23 protein-coding genes and 1 tRNA gene are annotated in these 21,740 nt (G+C 44.5%); 9 read left to right on the top strand and 15 right to left on the bottom strand.

Translation table 11 applies throughout. The features are described from left to right. Nucleotides 1-24 precede the first annotated feature (24 nt). The 9 genes from ccmI to ccmA form a co-directional block, all read right to left on the bottom strand. On the bottom strand, nt 25-1,239 hold the full coding sequence (gene ccmI, locus ACJY2G_RS07405; RefSeq protein ID WP_120162095.1) for a c-type cytochrome biogenesis protein CcmI: 1,215 nt from the start codon (nt 1,237-1,239) through the stop codon (nt 25-27). Continuing rightward, nucleotides 1,236-1,721 carry a cytochrome c-type biogenesis protein gene (locus tag ACJY2G_RS07400; protein WP_120162096.1) on the bottom strand — a complete coding sequence of 162 codons (486 nt, stop codon included), beginning with the start codon at nt 1,719-1,721 and terminating at the stop codon, nt 1,236-1,238. The genes ccmI and ACJY2G_RS07400 overlap by 4 nt, the downstream gene beginning before the upstream one ends. Further along, nucleotides 1,718-2,269: a DsbE family thiol:disulfide interchange protein gene (locus tag ACJY2G_RS07395; protein WP_430319290.1), complete on the bottom strand. Its 552-nt coding sequence runs from the start codon at nt 2,267-2,269 to the stop codon at nt 1,718-1,720. The genes ACJY2G_RS07400 and ACJY2G_RS07395 overlap by 4 nt, the downstream gene beginning before the upstream one ends. Continuing rightward, nucleotides 2,266-4,239 carry a heme lyase CcmF/NrfE family subunit gene (locus ACJY2G_RS07390; protein WP_430319291.1) on the bottom strand — a complete coding sequence of 658 codons (1,974 nt, stop codon included), beginning with the start codon at nt 4,237-4,239 and terminating at the stop codon, nt 2,266-2,268. Before ACJY2G_RS07390 ends, ACJY2G_RS07395 begins: the two co-directional genes overlap by 4 nt. Beyond that, nucleotides 4,236-4,730: a cytochrome c maturation protein CcmE gene (gene ccmE / locus ACJY2G_RS07385; protein ID WP_112287137.1), complete on the bottom strand. Its 495-nt coding sequence runs from the start codon at nt 4,728-4,730 to the stop codon at nt 4,236-4,238. The genes ACJY2G_RS07390 and ccmE overlap by 4 nt, the downstream gene beginning before the upstream one ends. Continuing rightward, nucleotides 4,727-4,987 carry a heme exporter protein CcmD gene (gene ccmD, locus ACJY2G_RS07380; protein WP_112287138.1) on the bottom strand — a complete coding sequence of 87 codons (261 nt, stop codon included), beginning with the start codon at nt 4,985-4,987 and terminating at the stop codon, nt 4,727-4,729. Before ccmD ends, ccmE begins: the two co-directional genes overlap by 4 nt. Then, a complete protein-coding gene (locus tag ACJY2G_RS07375) occupies nt 4,984-5,721 on the bottom strand; it encodes a heme ABC transporter permease (protein ID WP_113877006.1) in 738 nt (245 codons plus the stop codon). Before ACJY2G_RS07375 ends, ccmD begins: the two co-directional genes overlap by 4 nt. Before the next feature lie 329 nt (nt 5,722-6,050). Further along, complete coding sequence (gene ccmB, locus ACJY2G_RS07370; RefSeq protein ID WP_159281978.1) at nt 6,051-6,710, bottom strand: heme exporter protein CcmB; 660 nt, start codon at nt 6,708-6,710, stop codon at nt 6,051-6,053. A 21-nt stretch (nt 6,711-6,731) separates the two neighbouring features. After that, nucleotides 6,732-7,358 (bottom strand): cytochrome c biogenesis heme-transporting ATPase CcmA, encoded by a 627-nt coding sequence (gene ccmA, locus ACJY2G_RS07365; protein ID WP_120162100.1) that lies wholly within the window; start codon nt 7,356-7,358, stop codon nt 6,732-6,734. Nucleotides 7,359-7,606: 248 nt separating this feature from the next. Here ccmA and ACJY2G_RS07360 point away from each other — a divergent pair, with 248 nt between their 5' ends. The 6 genes from ACJY2G_RS07360 (at nt 7,607) to ACJY2G_RS07335 (ending at nt 13,842) form a co-directional block, all read left to right on the top strand. Continuing rightward, nucleotides 7,607-8,524: a formate/nitrite transporter family protein gene (locus ACJY2G_RS07360; protein WP_430319292.1), complete on the top strand. Its 918-nt coding sequence runs from the start codon at nt 7,607-7,609 to the stop codon at nt 8,522-8,524. A 90-nt stretch (nt 8,525-8,614) separates the two neighbouring features. Further along, a tRNA-Arg gene (locus tag ACJY2G_RS07355) sits at nt 8,615-8,689 on the top strand. A 179-nt stretch (nt 8,690-8,868) separates the two neighbouring features. Continuing rightward, nucleotides 8,869-10,119, top strand: coding sequence for a tyrosine-type recombinase/integrase (locus ACJY2G_RS07350; RefSeq protein WP_439291602.1), 1,251 nt, complete (start codon nt 8,869-8,871; stop codon nt 10,117-10,119). A 437-nt stretch (nt 10,120-10,556) separates the two neighbouring features. After that, on the top strand, nt 10,557-12,089 hold the full coding sequence (locus tag ACJY2G_RS07345) for a recombinase family protein (protein ID WP_064690267.1): 1,533 nt from the start codon (nt 10,557-10,559) through the stop codon (nt 12,087-12,089). Next, complete coding sequence (locus ACJY2G_RS07340) at nt 12,090-12,962, top strand: ParB/RepB/Spo0J family partition protein (RefSeq protein ID WP_439291601.1); 873 nt, start codon at nt 12,090-12,092, stop codon at nt 12,960-12,962. It begins immediately after the preceding gene. Nucleotides 12,963-12,969: 7 nt separating this feature from the next. After that, nucleotides 12,970-13,842, top strand: coding sequence for a plasmid partitioning protein RepB C-terminal domain-containing protein (locus tag ACJY2G_RS07335; protein WP_287058875.1), 873 nt, complete (start codon nt 12,970-12,972; stop codon nt 13,840-13,842). On the opposite strand, the gene ACJY2G_RS07330 is transcribed toward ACJY2G_RS07335, so the two are convergent. The 6 genes from ACJY2G_RS07330 to ACJY2G_RS07305 all read right to left on the bottom strand — a co-directional run bounded on the left by ACJY2G_RS07330 (nt 13,839) and on the right by ACJY2G_RS07305 (nt 20,307). Beyond that, a complete protein-coding gene (locus ACJY2G_RS07330; RefSeq protein WP_439291600.1) occupies nt 13,839-15,449 on the bottom strand; it encodes a TIGR04141 family sporadically distributed protein in 1,611 nt (536 codons plus the stop codon). The two genes, ACJY2G_RS07335 and ACJY2G_RS07330, sit on opposite strands and share 4 nt — an antisense overlap. A 19-nt stretch (nt 15,450-15,468) precedes the next feature. Further along, nucleotides 15,469-16,101 carry a His-Xaa-Ser repeat protein HxsA gene (hxsA, locus tag ACJY2G_RS07325; protein WP_287058877.1) on the bottom strand — a complete coding sequence of 211 codons (633 nt, stop codon included), beginning with the start codon at nt 16,099-16,101 and terminating at the stop codon, nt 15,469-15,471. Next, nucleotides 16,098-17,210, bottom strand: a complete 1,113-nt coding sequence (gene hxsC, locus ACJY2G_RS07320; protein WP_439291599.1) for a His-Xaa-Ser system radical SAM maturase HxsC — start codon at nt 17,208-17,210, stop codon at nt 16,098-16,100. The genes hxsA and hxsC overlap by 4 nt, the downstream gene beginning before the upstream one ends. Continuing rightward, the gene (gene hxsB / locus ACJY2G_RS07315) at nt 17,203-18,597 is read right to left on the bottom strand and encodes a His-Xaa-Ser system radical SAM maturase HxsB (RefSeq protein ID WP_439291598.1); all 1,395 of its coding nucleotides are present in this window, start codon (nt 18,595-18,597) and stop codon (nt 17,203-17,205) included. The genes hxsC and hxsB overlap by 8 nt, the downstream gene beginning before the upstream one ends. Then, nucleotides 18,594-18,866, bottom strand: coding sequence for a His-Xaa-Ser system protein HxsD (gene hxsD / locus ACJY2G_RS07310; protein ID WP_439291597.1), 273 nt, complete (start codon nt 18,864-18,866; stop codon nt 18,594-18,596). Before hxsD ends, hxsB begins: the two co-directional genes overlap by 4 nt. An 868-nt stretch (nt 18,867-19,734) precedes the next feature. Next, a complete protein-coding gene (locus ACJY2G_RS07305) occupies nt 19,735-20,307 on the bottom strand; it encodes a hypothetical protein (protein WP_132499762.1) in 573 nt (190 codons plus the stop codon). 111 nt (nt 20,308-20,418) lie between these two features. Between ACJY2G_RS07305 and ACJY2G_RS07300 the strand changes: the two genes are divergently transcribed. The 3 genes from ACJY2G_RS07300 to ACJY2G_RS07290 form a co-directional block, all read left to right on the top strand. Beyond that, on the top strand, nt 20,419-20,871 hold the full coding sequence (locus tag ACJY2G_RS07300) for a hypothetical protein (RefSeq protein ID WP_132499763.1): 453 nt from the start codon (nt 20,419-20,421) through the stop codon (nt 20,869-20,871). A gap of 197 nt (nt 20,872-21,068) precedes the next feature. Continuing rightward, nucleotides 21,069-21,461: a hypothetical protein gene (locus tag ACJY2G_RS07295; RefSeq protein WP_439291596.1), complete on the top strand. Its 393-nt coding sequence runs from the start codon at nt 21,069-21,071 to the stop codon at nt 21,459-21,461. Nucleotides 21,462-21,470: 9 nt separating this feature from the next. Next, nucleotides 21,471-21,740, top strand: a 270-nt coding sequence (locus ACJY2G_RS07290) for a relaxase/mobilization nuclease domain-containing protein (protein WP_439291595.1), incomplete at its 3' end; no start/stop codon positions are given.

Raw genomic sequence — 21,740 nt, 5'->3', positions numbered from 1 at the left:
CTGTTTTTGATCGTCGGTTCCTGATTAAGGAACCTGCTGATTAATCTCAATGCTGACCTGACCGTTGCCGGAAAAATCAGTCAGCGGACTGTCGCCGTACCAGTCACCAGAGGCTGGCGTTGCCAGACCGTTCTGTGAAATACGAACGCGTACTTTTAATTGATGCAGCGAAGAAAGCAAGCGTTCCGGCATCATTGCGTTACTGTCATCGACAGTAATCGCCAGCGGGAAGCGGCTCAGCGGCAGCTTTTTCACCGCAACCGGTACCGGACTGCTGCCATCTGTTACGGAAATAAAGACCGTGCCATCCTGCGGAAGTTTCTCCTGCGCATCCGCAGAAAGCGTCACGTTTACCGCCAGTTTAACCTGATCAAGACCGGCTTTTTGTTTTGCCTGCGCAATACTGGCGTTAACCATCTCAAGGCGTTTATCACCGGCTGGCAGAATTTTCTGCATAACTTCCCACGCGCCAATGGCTTGCGGATAATGACCCTGCTCATATTCATTATAGGCCAGCAGACTTAACACACGCAGATCACCCTGAGATTTTTCCAGCATACTGCGTAAAAGATTGCCGCCGGTAAGGTTATCTTGCGGATCAGAAGAACGGGTCAGCACTTCGGCATAACCCAGTTTCACTGACATATCGTTCGGCGCAAGCTGATACGCATGAGCATAAGCCTGCGTCGCGGTGGCGGCATTATTGAGCGCCATCCCCACACGGCCAAGCATCACCCAGTCCTGCACATTATCTGGATTTGCCTGTAAATCGGTACGCAATCCGAGCCCTAAATCCTGCACATCCGCAGCCGTCAGCGGCGCACCGTGATCATCGGCAATACGATGGCGCAAATCCGGCATGTGCTGCATGACCTGATTCCACGCACTCACCTGGCCCAGCCCCCCGGCATAGAGATATAAACCCAGCGTGATGACAACCAGCAGGATAGCGCCGGGCACCAGCGTCCAGCGGCCAATCGGCTGAATGGCAGCAGGCGCCTGACCCGCCGGAATATCGGTCAGTAGGTTTTCCTGCAATTCCTGAATATGCGCCGGACGCTCGTCTACCACGCCTTGCGCTTCGTCTTCTTCCAGCTCAGTCAGACGGTGATGATAAAACGCTTTATTCAGCGCATCGCGGGACGTGTGTTCCGCGCGGTCGCCGCGAATAACCGGCACAATAAACAGCGCCAGGGCAATAACCAGCATCACTACAATGCACAGCCAAAAAATACTCATGATCCTTTCCTGTCGCTGTCTTTAAGTAACTGCGCCAGGCGCTGTCTCTCTTGTTCTGACATTTCTTCAGTCGTATTTTGCAAACGCACTTCGCCCCGGCGGGAACGCATAAAAATCATGGCTGCGCCGATAATGACCACCAGCACCGGCCCGAGCCACAATATAAAGGTGGATGGCGTCACCGGCGGTTCGTAGGTCACAAAGTTGCCGTAACGTGCGACCATGTAATCCACGATTTGCTGTTTGTTCTGCCCCTGCTGAAGCAGCTGGAAAACTTTGGTGCGCATATCCGCCGCGATAATAGAATCCGATGCTGCAATATTGGTGTTCTGACATTTCGGACAGCGCAGCTGCGCCGTGATATCACGGTATTCCTGCTCCTGAGCCGGAGAGGAAAACTGATAAGTATCAATCGCAGCGAAGGCGCTGATACTCAGCATCATGCCCAGCAGCAAAGCAGGTAATGAAGAAATCAGCTTCATACATTGCCTCCGTATTTTTTGTACAGCGGCAATACTTCGTTCTGCCAGACTTTTTCATTCAAATCACCGGCATGGCGATAACGGATTATGCCTTTTCCGTCGATCAGGAAGGTTTCCGGCGCGCCGTACACACCGAGATCCAGCCCTAACATGCCGTCGCCGTCGTACAGACTCAGCATGTAAGGATTGCCCAGTGTATTGAGCCAGCTGACCGCTTTCTGCCGGTCGTCTTTATAGTTCAGGCCAACCACGCGTACACCTTTCGCCGCCAGCGTATTCAGATAATCATGCTCGGCGCGGCAGGTCGGGCACCAGGTCGCCCAGACGTTGAGCAACATGGGTTTGCCGTCGCGCAATACCGACTGATCGTAGGTTTTACCGGCCTGTGCCAGTGATTCCAGTTTGAACACCGGCACCGGTTTGCCGATCAGCGCAGATTCCAGCAGCGTCGGATCGTCGCCGTTGGCATTGCGCGTCAGTTGCACCAGAAAAGCCGCAGCCAGCGCCAGGAACAAGATCAGCGGAATAAAGAGGAGTTTACGGTTCATGCTTCTTCAGCCTCCGCCAGACCTTGTTTCTTGAGTTTTTTACTCATGCGATAACGCGGATCGAGAATACACAGTACGCCGCCGGCCGCCATAAACAGGCCGCCCAGCCAGATCCAGCGGACAAACGGTTTGTAGTACAAACGCACCGCCCACGAGCCGTCGTCCATCTCTTCACCCAGTGCTGCATACAGGTCACGCGCCAGATTGCCGTCGATCGCCGCTTCAGTCATCATGCTGCGCGCCACACTGTAGAAGCGTTTTTCAGCATGCAGCGTGGTGACTTTCTTGCCGTTCTGCGTCACATCGATATTCGCCTCACCGCCGGTATAGTTCGGGCCGGTGATGTCGCGAACGTCGCGGAAGATAAAGTGATAATCATGAATATCCACGGTATCACCGGCCTTCATGCGCACATCACGTTCAACACTGTAATTCTGGCTAAAGGCGATGCCGATAACAGTCACCGCCACGCCGAGATGGCCGAGCACCATGCCCCAGTGGCTGCGGGAAAGTTTGGTCAGGCCGCGCCAGAACGTATGACGGTGCGTCACGCGCTCGTGCAGTTCCATCAGCGTGAGCACAATCACCCACACCGACATCAGCAGACCGACCACGGTCATGCCAACAATTTTGTCCTGCAACAACCACGGCAGAAGAATCGACAAGACCAGCGTGACGACCAGCGCAACACCCAGACGACGCCACAGTTTGCTGGGCTCATCACGACGCCAGCGCACCAGTGGTCCGATCCCCAGCAGCAATGCCAGCGGAGCCATCAGCCAGGTAAACATCGTATTAAAGAAAGGTTCGCCGATAGAAATACTGCCGAGTCCGAGTTGTTTGTGGATAAGCGGCAACAGTGTTCCGAGCAATACCACCAGCATCGCCGCCACCAGCAGCACGTTATTTCCCAGCAGATAGCTTTCGCGAGAGTGCAATTCATGACGGCTTGGCGCACGCACCGAGTTGCCTTTGAAGGCATACAGCAGCAACGAGCCGCCGATCACAATCACCAGATACGCGAGAATAAACATGCCGCGCGCCGGATCTGAGGCAAACGAGTGAACCGAAACCAGCACGCCGGAACGCACCAGGAAAGTCCCGAGCAGGCACAGCGAGAAGGCGGTGATCGCCAGCAACACCGTCCAGGCTTTGAACGTCCCGCGTTTTTCGGTCACAGCCAGCGAGTGGATCAGCGCTGTCCCGGCGAGCCATGGCATAAAGGAGGCGTTCTCAACCGGATCCCAGAACCACCAGCCGCCCCAGCCTAATTCGTAATATGCCCAGGCAGAACCGAGCACGATACCGATGGTCAGAAATACCCACGCAGCTTGTGTCCACGGACGCGACCAGCGCGCCCACGCGGTGTCCAGACGTCCGGCCATCAGCGAGGCAATGGCAAACGCGAACGCCACTGAGAAACCGACGTAACCCATGTACAGCAATGGCGGATGGAAAATCAGCCCGATATCCTGCAACACCGGATTCAGATCACTGCCGTCTACCGGGAAATTCGGCAGCGAGCGGATAAACGGATTCGACGTCAGCAGAATAAACAGCAGGAATCCGCCGGTGATCATGCCCATCACTGCCAACACGCGCGACACTGCATCCTGCGGCATACGGCGGCTGAACAATGCCACGGCGAGCGTCCAGCAACTGAGCAATAACACCCACAGCAGCAGCGAACCTTCGTGCGCGCCCCAGGTAGCCGCCACGCGGTAATACACCGGCAGACGGGTATTGGAGTTATTGGCGACATAGGCGACGGTGAAATCATTCACCACAAACGCATGGACCAGAATGGCAAACGCCAGCACGATGCAGGCAAACATCCCGTAAGACAACGGACGCGCCATCGCCATCATCCGGTTATCCTGCCGCGCCGCGCCCCATTGCGGGTAAATACTCAGTAACACCGCCAGACCTAACGCCAGACAGAGTGCAAATGTTCCCAGTTCCGGCATCATGAGCGGTCATTTCCTTTATCGTTACCCACATAAGCCGAAGCTGGCCCTTTGTGGTTTTCTTTCATGGCGTCGGCAACTTCCGGCGGCACATATTTTTCGTCGTGTTTCGCCAGAACCTGAATAGCATTCACTACATTTCCCGGCTCCATCACGCCCTGCGCCACTACGCCCTGCCCTTCGCGGAACAGATCCGGAAGGATGCCGTTATAAGTCACGGCAATCGCGCCGCGCGCATCATAAATTTTAAAACTCACCTGCAGGCTTTTCGGATCACGCTTCACCGAACCGGGCATCACCATCCCGCCGATACGCAGGCGCTGGCCGACCGTCGGCATCTCGTGGTTTTCGCCTTTACCTTGCAGAATTTCACTGGGTGTATAGAACAAATCAATATTCGAGCGCAGCGCGTACATCACCAGTGAAATGCTCAGACCAAGGCCAATCAGCACCACCAGCGCCAGCGACAAACGCTTTTTACGACGTGGATTCACAATAACTTCTCCGGGGAAGTGTCCGGTTCCAGCGGTGACGTCTGCGCGCCTTGCTGTTTTTTAGACTGAGACTGACTAATACGTTTTTCGCGTGCCTGACGGCGGCGAACTTCATCGAGGATCTGACGGCGCTGAATAAAGGTATGCGCCACCAGCGCAATCAGGGAAATCAGTGTCGCCGCGACCGACAGCCACACATAAAATGCATAGCCGCCCATCGCAAAGAAATCATGCCAGCTGGAGAATGCAGGGCTCATCCGCGGCGCTCCTTATTCACAAGACCGGCCACCCACGGACGCAGACGCTCCTGAACCAAAATCAGGTTACGTAAACGCATCAGCGTCAGGGTAATAAAGAAGAAGAGATAACCGAAAATCGCCCAGCGTAGCGGATAACGCATACTCGGGTCGATGGTCTGCTGCATGTTGGTCGAGCCCTGATGCAGCGTGTTCCACCACTGTACGGAGTAATGGATGATGGGAATGTTCACCACGCCGACCAGCACCAGAATACCGGCGGCACGGCCAGCCAGACGGCGGTCGTCGAAGGCGTTATACAACGCAATCACGCCAAGATAGAGGAACAGTAACACCAGTTCGGACGTCAGGCGTGCATCCCACACCCACCAGGTGCCCCACATCGGTTTGCCCCACGCGGAGCCAGTAACCAGTGCGATAAACGTGAAAACAGCGCCAACGGGTGCCATTGCGGATACCACCATGTCGGACATTTTCATCTGCCACACCAGCCCGATAAAGGCCGCAATCGCCATCGAACTGTAAATGCCCATCGACCAGATCGCCGCCGGAACATGGATATACATGATCCGGTAACTGTTCCCTTGCTGGTAATCTGGCGGTGCATAACCAAAGCCCCACACCCAGCCGATCAGCAGGCAGGCAATACCCAAAATTCCGAGCCAGGGAATGAACCGGCCACAGACGTGGTAAAGCCGTTCAGGCCTTGCGAGTTGATGTAACCATTTCCACATTGTTATCGTTGCTCACTATAAAATGTCACTGTGTGATGCCATGGAGCCTCACCGGGCTCTTATGCGGTCAGTTAAAATCATCCGCAGTTATTATCGGCGTCTCTATTGTTCACTATAGAGAAGTGTGATGTTAGTCAAAGGTTGCGATTTTTCTTCTCTATTGTAACGACACGTAAAAAAATTCTGTGTTAAGGCCAGCGTAAAAGTTAACCCTAAATAATTCGAGTTGCGGGAAGGCGGCAAACGACGTCATCCCGATGAGCTTACACAAGTAAGTGATTCGGGTGGCGAAGAGCAGCCAACGCATCTGCGGCTCGAAGTATGACGGGTTAGTGAACGCTGACTCGCAAGGCGGCGGCTGTCGCGAAAGGCGCTAACGTCGCACTGCCCGCCAGCATCGCACCAAGGATCGCCAGATAGCCGCCGATGGGCATCGACATCGACGCCGCATCAATCGCGCCGGTGGCAAAAATCAGCACCGGAATATACAACGGCAGCACCAGCAAACTCAGCAGAACGCCGCCCTTGCGCAGTCCGACGGTCAGCGCCACGCCAATCGCACCGATAAAACTCAGCGTCGGCGTCCCCAGTAAAATCGTCAGCGCGACGGCTTTCCAGGTTTCAAAATCCAGAGAAAGCAACAAGGCAATCAGCGGGGAGAGGATCAGCAATGGCAAACCGGTTACCACCCAGTGAGCACATACTTTCCCCAGAACCGTGAGCGCCAGCGGCGATGGCAATAACAACAGCTGCTCAAGCGTGCCATCGAGATAGTCATCACGGAACAACCTTTCCAGCGCCAGCAAAGAAGAAAGCAGCGCCGCGACCCAGACGATACCGGGTGCAATCCGAGCCAGCAGTTTCGGCTCAGGACCAATCCCCAGCGGGAACAGCGTAATGACAATCAGGAAGAACCACAGCGGGTTAATGATTTCGGCACTTTTGCGAAAGGCAATTTTCAGCTCGCGGCGCAGAACCTTAGTAAACATTCTGTTTATTTTCCTTTCGCGTCACGCCAGCTCAGCGCTGGTCAGACGAATTTTTCGCACATCGCGGTTAACGCCCTGTAAATCCTGATGCGTGGTCAGCAATACCATTCCGCCCTGCTGCGCGTGTTGTTCAAACAGTTCAATCAGCGTGGACACGCCCTGTTTATCAATGGCGGTCAGCGGTTCATCGAGGATCCACAGCGGTGCGTCACTCAGCCACAAACGCGCCAGCGCCACACGCCGCTGCTGCCCGGCGGACATCTGCGCCACCGTGACATCCTCATAACCCAGCAGGCCGACATTTTCTAACGCCTGGTAAATAGCATCAGCACTGGCAGTTCCGTTCACGGACTGATAGAAGGCAAGGTTTTCATACGCAGTAAGCACTGACTTAACGCCAGGCTGATGACCGAGATACAACAGTTGCTGATGGAAAACGTCGCGCTGGCGGCGGGTATTCACGCCCTGCCAGCGGACCTCACCGGCCTCCGGAGAAGACAATCCGGCAAGAATTCGCAGTAAACTGGTTTTACCGGCGCCGTTGCGGCCTTCGATTTGCACCATTTCACCCGGTTCGATCGTGAAACTTAAGCCGCTAAACAAGGTACGCTCATCGCGTACACAGCTCAGGTTAAGGGCTTCAAACATGGTGATGTCTCTTATTTTTCACAAGCGCGCATCATATCACAGGCGTCAGGCGCGACGCAGCTTAGGGGGCCACAGTTTACAGGGTTGAAAACCCTGAAATCCAGCAAACAATCCGCAAAATGTCCCATAAGGTTCATGGGTTAATGGTTTGTAACTTTTCTGTATATCTCTTCATAATCTCGCAGCCTCGCCTATGCTTATCTCGGAACACATTGAAAACCACTTTGACGTACTTTTGGGGAATTACCATGACCGCCGAGAAACAACATCCTGACCATAAAGATGTCGACAGCGACGAACATTCTCAGGGCAAAGAGATCGAAACCGGAGAAGAGAATTTACCGTCGAAAGCGGCTGCTGTGCATGAAGTCATCCGCATGGAGGGTGAGAAAGAACTTGAGCGTGACGGACAGGCATTGCTGTGGTCGGCGATTGCCGCCGGACTTTCCATCAGCGCCTCGCTGATGGCTAAGGGGATCCTGCACGCACGCCTGCCCGACAGCCCCGAACGTTTCTTTATCGAAAATATCGGTTATACCGTCGGGTTCATAATTGTCATCATGGCGCGCCAGCAGTTATTTACCGAGAACACGGTCACCGCCGTATTGCCTGTGATGCAAAAAACCACCGGCAGAAACATTCTGCTGCTGTTGCGGTTGTGGGGCATCGTGCTGGCCGGTAACGTCATCGGCGGCGGACTGGCCGCACTGGTGTTTCATCTGGTGCCGTTCTTCGATTCCGCCACTGACGAGGCATTTCGCACCATCAGTCTGGAGATCATGGAAAAAGACCCCGAGGGCATGTTCGTCGGCGGCATGGTGTCCGGCTGGCTGATTGCCACCATGGTCTGGATGATCCCGTCCGCAGGCACTGCCAAATTGTGGGTGATTATGCTGATGACCTACATGGTGGCGATTGGCGACCTGACGCACATCGTGGTCGGATCGGTAGAAGTGCTGTATCTGGTGTTCTCGGGCGCCATTCCCTGGTACGAATTTATCTGGCCATTCGCCCTGCCGACGCTTGCCGGAAACATCATCGGCGGCACCTTTATCTTCGCACTGATCAGCCACGCGCAGATCCGTAATGACATGAGTAATCAGAAGAAGGCCAAAGCGAAGAAAAAGGAAATGGAAGCGGCGAAGAAAGAAGCGTCAAAACCCTGACTGGCGACTAAACGACCAAACAGACCCCTGACGCCTTATTATTGCGAGAAAAACGAGTATACTACGCGGGCGCTTTCCACAGGCGCCCGTGTCTCCTTAGTTAAACGGATATAACAAGCCCCTCCTAAGGGCTAGTTACAGGTTCGATTCCTGTAGGGGACACCATATGTTAGCCCACCTAAGTATTTCAAAGTCTAGTCAACTCTTTAACTTCAAACACTTACCTCTCGTTAATAGCCCATTGACGTTTACCGCTGTATTTCAAAATCCACTCTGTTTAGTTGGTACATATGTTGGTATGTTAAGTTCGATATTGCAGATACCATCATCTGAGGGTTTTTAGTATGGCGCTCACAGAGTTAAAAGTAAGAAATACAAAGCCTTCTGATAAACCTGTCAAAATGACCGACGGTAATGGTATGCACCTGTTGATCACCACAAGTGGTTCCAAGTACTGGCGTTTTCAGTATCGCTTCGCTGGTAAACAGAAAATTCTCGCACTGGGTGTTTATCCTGAGGTTTCATTGTCAGAAGCCAGACGAAGAAGAGATGAAGCCCGTCAGCTCGTTGCAAACCATGTAGACCCAAGTGAGAAGCGAAAAGCGCAAAAGATTGAGAGCAAGGGCTTGCTAACATTTGAGCAAGTTGCACGACAATGGCATACCAGTAACAGAACCTGGTCAGAAAGTCATAGAACAACTGTTTTGAACAGCCTTGTTTCCCATGTGTTCCCTGTCATCGGCAAACGTAATATCAGCGAGCTAAAAACTCGTGATTTGTTGGTTCCTTTGAAAAAAGCAGAAGCTTCAGGACACAATGAATTAGCTTCCCGATTACAACAACGCATTACGGCGGTGATGAGGTATGCCGTTCACAATGCATTGATTGAACAGAATCCTGCAAACGACCTCGCTGGTGCAGTTGTTTCCGCTAAAAGTGTCCATCGCCCTGCCCTTTCTCTGGAACGGTTGCCAGAGCTTATGAACCGTTTGGAAGCATATAAAGGGAGAGGCATTACCCAAATTGCAGTGCAGTTAACACTCCTGACCTTTGTCCGTTCGAGTGAACTGCGATTTGCTCGCTGGTCAGAAGTCGATCTCAAAAATTCACTGTGGACTATCCCCGGAAGGCGACAACCTATGGAAGGGGTAAAATATTCTGCAAGAGGGGCAAAAATGAAAACGCCTCATTTAGTTCCATTAAGCTCACAAGCCAAAACACTTATGGAAGAGCTTCATACGATCAGTGGTAACAAAGAACTTATGTTCATTGGTTTTACCGGGGACGACAAACCTATTAGTGAAAACACTGTCAACAAAGCACTTAGGGCAATGGGCTACGATACGAAAGCTGAAGTCTGCGGGCATGGTTTCAGGACTATGGCATGTAGTGCATTAATCGAATCGGGATTGTGGTCGAGAGATGCTGTGGAAAGACAAATGAGCCACCAGGAACGCAACAGTGTCCGAGCTGCATACATACACAAAGCGGAGCATTTGGAAGAACGGAGACTCATGTTGCAATGGTGGGCTGACTACCTGGAAGCTTGTAAAGAAGAAGCACAGACCCCTTTTTCCTACTCTATTCAACAATAAGAAAAATGAGTAGCAAGCGATACGTATTTAATATTTTATAATCGATAATTCAATGGGGGTGCGAATATCTATCAAGAATTCAAAGCTCCCCTTTGTAAAATAGATAATTACATTAAAACATACATCCATTCAGCATAATCGTGGCAAAAACGATGATGGTTATTAATGAAATACTTCAAGAATCGATGTTTATAAATCATCCAAATAACACTGTAAATCAATAAGTTAACCCATCCTTATGTTACAAGATTTTCATTTCATTCTTATCACTCAACCATCCTCTCCCCCTGGTTCATAACAATGAATCTTCAAAAGCGGTTTTGTTTTGTAGCTGAAAAACAAACTTAATAAATTAATGCCAAAAAAGGTTGCAACCAGAACGAAATTGATCAATTTTTATACAGATTGATTTTCCACAGTTGCACTAAGGCACTGCAATGGATAATAAAAATGAGAAAAAACAGAAGGTTAAAGTAGCCCAATATCTACGGATGTCTACAAATCTTCAGGAATTTTCGTTAGATAACCAAGCTCAGTTCATAAAAAAGTATGCTGACGACAATAATATGGAAATCTTGCATACTTATGATGATGCAGGAAAAAGCGGTGTATCCACGTCAGGAAGGCATGATTTTAATAAGTTAATCAACGATATACTCACTAAGGAAATCAATATTGATGCTGTGCTTGTATATGATGTAAGTCGTTTTGGTCGCTTTAAAGATCCACAAGAAGGAATCTACTATAAATATCTATTAAAAATGAATAAGGTAGATGTCATCTACTGTGCTGAAAATCTTCCTGCGAATAGTGATACTGAGACGTTCATACTTTCATCACTTATGTATGCTGCGGGAGCCTTTAGTAAAAACCTTTCAATCAAAGTATTTGCCGGACATGTAAATCTTGTTAAGCGAGGATACTATCAAGGTGGAGTGCCTGGATACGGACTTAAAAGAAAGTTACTTGATAATAATAACAAAGCGAAAATGATACTCAACAATGGTGAGAGAAAGAGTCTGCAAACAGATAGGATAGTATTAGTGCCAGGAAGTAAAAAGGAAACGGAGTTAGTTAAGAAAATATTTAACATGTTTATTTTTGAAGGATTAAATGAGTATCTCATTGCTTCTAAACTAAACCAAGAAGGATATAAATACAGCGACAAATCGGATTGGACACGAAGCCGGATACATTCTGTGCTTATAAATAATCGCTATACTGGTAAGTATACATATAATCGAACATCTCAGAAACTGAAAACTAAAAGAGTTCAAAATCCTGAAGAGGATTGGGTTGAGTATAATTCCTTTTTTAAACCCATAATTTCAGAAGAAAAATTCAGGTTAGCGAAAGAGATTATTAATAACCGCTCAATAAAAATGAGCAATGAAGAGATTCTTGAATTTTTAAAAAAGATCCTTTCGACTCATGGAAAAATATCAGGTTTTATCATAGATGAGGAGGATAATGGTCCATCAAGCAGTGTAGTAGCAAGCCGCTTTGGAGGACTTCTACCAGCATATAAGCTGATAAATTACACACCCGAACGAGATTACCGTTATTTAGAAATAAACTCATCCCTACGTATTAAACATGACCATATTATAAATAAAATACACCAAGAAATTAATAACAGCGAAATTTCTATATTAGATAATAAACTAATCACCATAAACAAAAGCTTAACCTTTACCATAATACTTTCTCGATGTAGAAAAATGAGTTCTGGAAAATGTAGATGGATAGTTAGATTAGATAGGGGGCTAAATCCTGAAGTCAGTGTGATTGCAAGAATGAACAGTCTTAATACCGAACCTGTAGATTATTACATCCTGCCTTCGCTTGAAAGTTTTGAAAATGAACTGAGTCTAAAAGAGAATAATAACCTTCTATTTGAGATGTATAGATTTGATAACATCAGGACCTTCTTTGATATGCTTTCAACTACGGAAATGGAGGTGGCATAAATGAACGACGACCAAATTCACATGCTCGAAATATCAAAAATAAAAGTTGTAATTCCACGTACCCGGAACAAGTTCAAACATGCTGAGATAACAGATAGTATTGATACAAGTGGATTAAGAAAACCAATAACAGTAAGAAGAATTGCGGATAAAAAATACGAATTTGCCTTAATTTGTGGTCAGGGTAGACTTGAATCACTCTCAGCTTTGGGAGAAGAGCTAATACCTGCTTTCATACTGGACATTGATGAAAACAAAGCATACATAATGAGTTTGGTTGAAAACATGGCTCGCGTAATACCAAGAGCGGGCGAACAGTTCCAAAGAATAAAAGAAATGAATGAGCAAGGTTTATCTAACAAAGAAATATCCTATTCTACTGGCCTATCATTGCACTGGATTACCAGCCTGACTATGCTAATTAGCAAAGGAGAAAACAAACTATTATCTGCTGTAGAATCAGGAAGCATTCCAATCTCACTTGCAGTTGAAATTGCCAGAGTAGACTTCGAAGGTGGGCAAGAATTACTAATTAAAGCTTTTGATGAAGGTTTAATAAAGCATAAAGATGTTGGTAAAATAAGAGATATACTGGATTCCCGAGATGAAGGTTTAAAAGGTTTTCTGAACAATAGTTTCGGAGTTGCAAAGAAAAAGAAAAAACTCACTACTGATGAGCTTAAACAAATATACCAAGATAACATTTCACAGCACAGAAAAATAAAAAACAAAGCTGAATATGTCGAGAGAAACTTACTCATAGCCAGTCAAATATTTAAAGAGTTATCTGAAAGCGAAGAGTTTAGTAAAATTTTAAACGAAGAGAATTTAAATGGAGTAGTAAAGGTTATAATGAAAAATACTTCTTGCTGAGGTTAAAATGATTAAATACTGCTTTAATGAAAAAACAGTCAGCTTTAAATTATCTGATCTTATTTATACAAAAAAACCTCCTACCAACTATAAAAGTAGCCAAAAATACATTCAAATAAAGAGCACAATATCTGCACTTGGATTAGTCGAACCTATACTGATTTACATTGATGGGGCTGATGGCACTGCAAAAATCCTTGATGGTCATCTGAGAGTTGAGGCATTAAAAGATATTGGAGAAGAAAGAGTTGCTTGTCTCGTTTCAACTGTTTACGACACTTATACGCCTAACAAAAAAGTCAATAGAATAACAATAATTCAAATTCAAAGAATGTTAAAAGAGGCTGTTAGAATAGGGGTTCCTGAAGACATGCTTTGTTCAGCTTTGAATATAAGCTCCGATTCATTAAAGAGTAATCTATCAGTTCTTAAAGGCATATGTCCTGATGTTATAGAATTATTTAATGATAGAGATATACCTAAGAACACATTTATGATCTTAAAAAGAATGATCCCTTTTAGGCAAATTGAATGTGCAAACCTAATGATAAAATTTGATAATTATTCAAAGATTTTTGCTCAATCGCTTTATCACAGTTCATCACCTGAGCTTTTAAACGACAAAGGTAAACCTAACATTGATGAGAGATCCGGTAATAGAAAAGCAATTGAAAGGCTTGAGAAAGAGATGGCTCAGGTCCATTTCGATACAGAAAAGATAAAAGAAAACTACGGTTCCAATAGTCTGAAGCTAACGATTGTTATCTCTCACATAAAAAAAATACTCGAAAACCCTAAGGTTTTCCACTGGCTTCTTAGGAATAAACAAGATTATCTTAGCGAATTGACCAAGATATCTGACATTGATAAATTATCTTAGGCCTTGTTCTTTTGTGGCTTACATAACTTTTTTTTGTAAATATTGGGATCTACTGCTATTTTGCAAATCCTAACTTCGTATCCAAAGTTGCTAATGCTCTTATGAAAGTTTTTTAAATTTATTTTTGAAAACAGAGGCAGATCTTCAGGGATTTTTTTGTTCGTAGCTATAGCGAATACTAATTTATAGTTTTTAGCATCAGGCCGTATTATATGATCAGCTAATTTTATATGAACAGGAAGTTTCTCATTAAGTTTTCCTCGAAACTCTGAATCGCTTATGAAAAGTTCAGAACCGACAAATCCTTGTGAGAAAAGATGGCTCATACTTTGTGAGCCACTATAATACTTCACATGAATAAAATCTGATGCACCTTTTATAAGATCGCAAAATTCAATTTTACTTTTCCCACCACCATGATGAATAAATTTTTGATCCATGTGTGTAAATGATTTGTCACCAAGGCAAACATTTTTATTGTAATCTTCTTCTCTTTTATAGGAGTATACCGGAAACTTATCAGACTCCTCATAATGTAGAATCTTTTTCATCTCATCATCAACGGTTGTTACGAATTTCCTATCGGCCACATACCATATGGAGTCTCGCAGAATGTAGTTTTGATCGCCTTCTTTTATTTCAGCATAAATACATCTATACAAAGACCATTTCTTTATCGTTTCATAATCGGCATTTAAAACATGCAAGCAACTTCTTTTAAGTTCATCAACAGTAACATCCGCATTTTTGCCATCGAAATATTCACATATGTGATCGACTGACAGGCTTTCATAAATAATGCTTCTTTGCCTTCTCTCGAAACAATATCCTATTTGATTTTCCCAATCCACAATTTCTGGCTCACCTAGCCATATGTCACTGAAGTCTCTTTGCTTTATCAAATCAATCAAAAGCGAATCCAATATTTCAACTTCAGCTTCATCAGCTTCTTTGATATTGTTAACCCATTCGAATTCTTCAGGAAGGGGTAATAAATAAATAGAGTTTATTTTTGTTAATAGTTCAGAAATCGTTTTTAATTCAATGTCTGGCACAATTACAAAAGCGTCTTTCCCGGTTATTTTATTCCCTAAAACATCTTCAGTGGAAGTGCCCGTGAGGGTCGTGAGAATATCCATCTCAGAATCTATTTTAAGATTGTATATATCGACTTCTTTACTACTCTGACTACGAGTTAGAAGATTGGTTTCGTTATGACTACCTTTATCCAAGCTGCGGATTTTTTTATGCTCGATACAGTTAAGGGTTGTTTTTAGTCCAAAACCTTTGACAATGCTAATATCATTGATTAAGTGATGACCAGTTCCAAACGGAATAAGATACCTTGAGTTATCAACCTCAACCACCAGAACTGCTCCAGTGCTACTATTCATACCAAAAAAATCGGGTTTTATGTCCGTTTTTTGGCTTGTAAATAAAGTTGTCCATTCAGGTAGTACTGGGTCAGAAATTTGCTTTGCATAAAGGTATGCTCTTGCGTCATCCATTTCAAATTCAATAGGCTTTTGGACTCTTTCCAAATTCAAAACTTGGTCAATATCATCTGTAATTCTTTTTGTTTTATAAATTGAAAGTTTTATCTTCATTATATTTACCCCAAATATCTTATCGAGCCAGTATATTTAAAGAGTTCAATAACTGAGTGTCTAATGTTTCTCTTACTGGAGTAGGCAATCCATTTGCAACTCTATAATTCTTGATGGCAGTTCGTGTCGCAGGCCCCATACTTCCGTCAATGTTGCCGTTATAGAAACCTTTATCGAGTAAGGCAAACTGCACTCGCATGATTAACCGCTTACGTTTTTCAGTATCCGAAGTTAGCCCGCTACTCGCTCGGTTGGCACCTGTAGTTCCTGCTGAATTTGTTGTGGTTGTGCTATCTGTGTCATTAGAACGAAGTGAACGGACAGAGGAGGATGACGACGAACGAGTTCCTGAGCTGGATGAGTCTGATGTGCCAGGGGAGCTGTATGTTTTGGGATAGTAAGGAGTGCTTCCACCATAGTAGCCACCGCCTGATGAGGAACGGTGGGAGCTGTGGCTACGGTGAGAACTGTGACTTCTGTGTCCTGCAATGTAGAACGGCACTTCGGTGTTGAGTGGGGCTATCACCAAATCATGCTCATTCAGGGTCATACCAGGTAAGTCACTGGCACCAGTAGATGAATCACTTGCCCAAACAGAGTTATTAAGAGCCAAAAAACCAGGAAGCAGAGCCGCGAAATTAAATTTTTTCATATTATTGGTCTCGGAGGTTGATGAAAACGGCCTTTTGATGAACTGAAATAACCAGCACAGGAAGACTTCTGAGTGCATCCATCACATTCTTTGGGATAGTAATTTTTCCAGTCAGAGATTGACTGAGTTGCAAAACTCCATGCCCTTTCAGGAAGGTGGCATAATGGATAATTGAAGATGGTAAGAGGAATACCTGACCTGTGTGCATTGTCCACAGCCGAAAGAATTTGTTCGCTGTAGTTGTCGTGCTCTACGAAGATTGATGACCAGTTCTTACGGGCCCATCCAATCGACTCCAATCCCATAAGGGAGATCTGGTTAATGTTCGAGAACACACGACCAGCAAACTCAACGATGTCATCAAGCTCTGTGTAGTTCGCCTGAGTAGGGATGACTCTCAGTTCTATGTTGATCCCTGAGTTACCGGCATTAATCATTCCCCTGACTGTTTCATCAAATGCTCCCTCGCTTCCGACCAGGTAGTCGTGCACTGATGCTCTTGAAGAATAAAGCGGTATCCCAAACGTGATTTTGATCTTATCGCTTCTTTCCTTCATTTGCTGGGTAAAGCTGACATCCGCAAACTTCCTTCCGTTGGTTAGAACATGGAGGGCTGTGTCAGGGGAGTTTTCGATTATAAAGTCCAGAAAATGCAGGAAGTCTTCGCCATAGAGCAAAGGCTCTCCCCCACTCACTCCTACTACTCCATTCAGAGAGAAGGAAGCAATAGCCAGAGCTGACTGGTTGAGAAGCCAATCATCGTTTCCAGTTTTAGGGGGCTGAGAACAAAACAGGCAACTGTTGTTGCACCTTTCAGTGACAAGGACTGTGTTGTGGTTTGCTCTACGGGACAGTATCACCCGGAGCATGTTGCCGTTGTTGACGATCCCAATGTCACCATCTTCAATGGAATCGAAAAGTTCCTGGCTCACAATCGAGTCTGCAAAATATGCAGGCAGTCTGGAATTGAGTTGTGTCGCAGTGACAAGCAAATTTGGCAGATAGAATTGAGGATTCTCGGGCTTGGTTTTACACAGGAAATAGAAGCCTTGCTGAACTGGTAAGTCTGATGAAAACCGGAAAATATCGTTTCTCAGCACCTCAGACATAAGCCCACCTTTTGAGCATCTCAGCCATTGGTCCATCCTGAGAGATTTCATTCAGCAGGAAGCGGAACATCCCTTTGTGATACTGGCAGAAGGTTGACCGACTCTTGTCACCAACAGGCTCGCCATGAACACTGATGTTCTGACAAGGATCTGCTCCACAGAAAGGTTGGTAAGCACAGGTATCACAACCGGGCATGGCGAAATTAAATGAAGATGAGAGAGCGGAACGGTAGTATTCGTTGCTACTGAATGACAGTGAAGCAAACTCTCCTGCACTGAAATCTGCTTCGGGATTTACTTTCTGAAGCATACGGCTTTCGTCGCTACCGTAGACCTTGCCGTCATAGTTGAACAGGATGCAGTTCAGCACGACTCCACTTGGTGATTTCAGATCTGCATAACCACTGAAACCCGGATTAAAAATCCGCTTTAAATGGATAGAGGCTGAGTGCTCAACGACAGGTATGCCTTTCTGATTCTGAAGCAACACTTCCTGCATCAGCTCTTTATAAAAATCAAAATATTCCGGCATTGAAAAAGTGAAGCTCTGCTTCTGAGCAAACCCGTAGGGACTTACAGGCCGGATAAACATGTCAGTGAGTCCAAGGGACAGATGAGCATCCACTATGGAGGCTGGCTCTTTTGTCAGCTCTTTTGTAACTGTTGTAACCGTAGCTACCCGATTTGCTCCCAATTCTTCTGTGATTTTCTGAATGCCTGTCACGGCTTTGTTGTGAGCCTGATAGTCGGTGAGGATACGGTTTTTATTGTGGACGGCTTCATTACCATCAAGAGAGACAGAAAAAGTGATATTCCGTTCTTTAACCCAAGAGAGGATGCTTTCATCGAGTATTGAAAGACTCGTAGCAATAACCATTTCGAAAGCATCGCTACCTAACGAACTTTCGCACTCCTCATAAATTGACTGGACGAGATCGAACCTGAGAAGCGGTTCTCCGCCCTGCACTTCAATCTTGTATGGTGGAGTGCCCAGCTTCTTAATGGTGCTAACGATTTGCGGTATAAGTTCTGGGTTCAGGTCATAACCATCAGCAGTAATCGATGCTCTGCTGACCTGGCAATACTTGCAGGTGTGATCGCACCTGAGAGTCGGCACAATCATAAAGATTGGTCTGACGGCCAGTTCGTTCATCAGTCGCTTGGCTAAGGCAGAACTCAGTGAGGCTTTTGAAACTGCCTGAGTCGCATCTTCGGTAATGAACAATCTGCTCTCAAGAAGTCGGGAAGTGGTTTGCTCTGGAGGAAAAATGTTATTGGCAAGGAGGTTGAGTTCTTCGTTATCGACAAAGCTGTGAAAGCCAGCAAGGTTGCTGATAAAGACTTTGCCATTGCTAAGGCGGTCAAAGTTGAATGGCATCGTATTCATTGAGAGAGTCTCGAATCAATACTCCTCAGAACATTGTCGATGATAGAAGTCCTGACCTGTCCGGTATGAGCCTGAAGCTTCTCCCTGAGCTTGTAATCATTCAGCAGTCGTTCGAACTCGAACTCAATCTCGTCGTTCCAGAGTTCGAACGAAACGAGCCAGTTCTGATCGTTTTCATCAAGCTTCCAGTGGGTAACAGCACTCATCCAATAGAGGCTGTGTCGAAGCACCCATTCTGAATACATTGTTTTTGATAAGTTTTTTTCCATAACATTACCATCCAGAAAGTATTAAAGAAGGAATCCGAAAATTTTAGTTACCTTTCCAAGAAGGCAATGAACCTCGAAAAAGATGATTGCAAAAAGAACTATTCATCAACCATCTGTTTTTAATGTATTTTATTTTATAAAGTTACAGAACATTCCTATTCTGCAATAATAATCATCATGTTTTAGAATGTAAATTTGTTTTGAAAATTTTTATGACTCATGCCAATATGATTACATGAATTTATGTTTTGATTAAATTCCGCTCAACAAGAGTCGTTGGCTATGTTATTGATTTAAAATGTAATGGTGTAGAATCAATCTAATGTCTGAGAAAACAGCGGAAGATGTATGTTCCACATGTCAACAATCCCTGCATGATTCTGTAATAATCGAAAAAGATGGCGAGGTATTCAAAAGTTGCCCTTCATGCTCAAGTAAAACAGGCACTCATGTTTTCTATAAACATGATGATTTTGGTATGCGAAATATGGGTGATGGTCGATTCATCGTCCAGTCATGGTGTCAAGGATGTAGACTACAAGACGGTATGAAACCTAAATTAGTTTTCAAATGTTAATCATTATTTAATAGGTATTTTTTTTATGAGCACCACAGTAAAATCCCATACAATTGATACGAAATATCTTCGCCCCATTAAAATATAAGCCATCGCCATAAAAACCACTTCCTATATAAAAATTAATCTTTGCATCTTTACAGGATTCAAACCATCTAACCAGCATTATTTTATATGTGATTTTTTTATTTCAGTTTGTGATGTGCCCCCAGAAATGTCCCCCTTGCAAGAGTGGCCATATCTCGTGAGCACTTTCTGACTCTATACTTTCTTTTTTAAAATTACGAAAAATCAGCAAAGTCCAGCAAGATATCTAAAATATCCAATATTTACTTTCTCATGAAAGTCATACTCGATACAAGCTTTATTAATGTAATTCGATACCAGTTTGGTATAAAACCAATTCGGCATAATTTGTTTTATATTAAGTAAAAGACTAACAACATTACGTTCTTTAAAAAGCATTAAGAATTCTGAAACTTGATTAACCAAATTTTCACTATAAACATCATTATATAGACATTTATTTTTTTCTAATAGCGAAAAATACATCACAGAATAGTAAGGAACTGGCTTGCAATCTATATTACTACAAGTTATAAAATCCCTATCAAATAGCTTACCCAGTTTAACTTCAAAATAAACACACTCAAATTCAAAGTTCCTCTTTAATTCAATCACTTCAGCTAATAATTTTAGCTCATAACATCCATCAAATAGGGAGTCAAAATCAAGCTCAAGCCAAATGTCATTGAATCCTCTTATAAAAACATCCTCATCCTTTCTAATAAAATAACTTTGTGAAAAATCCTTAGAACAATATTTTCCAATAATCGTATTTAATGCTTCGATAATTTCTTTCATATTTATAAAACCTCAAAATATAACTAATATTTGTTTTCATTGAAAAGTCAAGAAGCCTGTGATAATAATAAAAATCCCACTTAAGCAGTTTGTTAGAGGTAAGTTTCAGTTATGGCTAATTACAAGATCATCCGAGTATGCATTCCATATAATTTCATTAGCGAATCTCCCTTGTTTTTAGATTTTTTACAGTCTTCTACCAGGGCATGTAAAGAGGGCTACTTTCCGTTATATTTATTAGTAAACAAAGAGTCTTTAGAAATAATCGAATCTTCTTATACCTTTAAAGGGCTGTTTATTAAATTGCAAAAAATTACTGATGAAGAAAAAGAAGATTTGAAGAAAAAAACACTTAGGATAAATTTAAAAATTGTTGATAAAAATAAAAAAACAATTGATTTTGATAATTACACCATATCAACGAAGACTAATTTAAATAATAAGGATGATATACAAATACTTGATAATTTGAGAGTTGAAATAATCAAGCACTTGGTTACATTCACAGAAAAATTTAGAATTCAAAAAGAAAATTTAATATTAACCTCTAAGCTTGGTCTTTAACATTTTTTAGCAAGGGCTAACTCATCGATGCTCCGCATCTTTGAGTTGCCTTGCTTTTTCTGCCCTTCGGTTGAAAAAGAAAGATCAAAGCCACCCCAAAATCAAAACCCAACCCATTGACGCGATTGATCTTTATGGTATTTATTATAGATAGCATATGGATTTGCTATTAATCAAAAATATCAAAAGGAGTTGATATGAAAAAAAACAATATTATATTCGACGATGAGTTTCCTTCTACATTTACCAATGATCCTATCGTTAAAAAATTACCCCCTAATCGTCTTCGCAGATATTCAGTGACTGTCAGATTAAACGAAGTCGAGCTGAGCAAAGTAAACCAATCGAGAGGACAGTTAAGCAGGAGCTGCTGGCTGAGATCTTCAGCTCTTAAGCAACTTTCCCCTTCTGTTCCCGAAATCAACAAAGAAGCCTGGCAGGAGCTTACTGGTTCCCTACAGAAACTGAATGATCTTACTTCGTTCCTGCTTCGCAGAGGCGAAGATGCTCAGCCACTATCGCAGGAAGTAAGCACTTTAAAATTGAAACTGTCGCATGTAAGAGATGCTCTGCTGACACTTGAAAAGTGATCATCCAAGATGAAGGGGATGAATAAAATAAAAAGGGGTAAAAACTTCCGAGGAGTCATCTCGTATGCTCTTGCCCCTGCTCCTCATCATATGACCACACCAATGGTGATTGGTGGCAATCTTGTGGGCATTACTTTAGACGAGTTGACCGCCGAGTTCGTAAAGACTCAGAAGCTAAGAGAGGATGTTACGAAACCAGTATGGCATAACTCCCTTCGTCTCCCTGTCAGTGAATCACTCACAAATCAACAATGGAGAAACATTGCTGATGACTACATG

This window comes from Rahnella sp. ATs2 (assembly GCF_051851855.1).
Taxonomy (GTDB): domain Bacteria; phylum Pseudomonadota; class Gammaproteobacteria; order Enterobacterales; family Enterobacteriaceae; genus Rahnella; species Rahnella variigena.
This window is presented reverse-complemented; position numbering and strand designations above follow the sequence as displayed.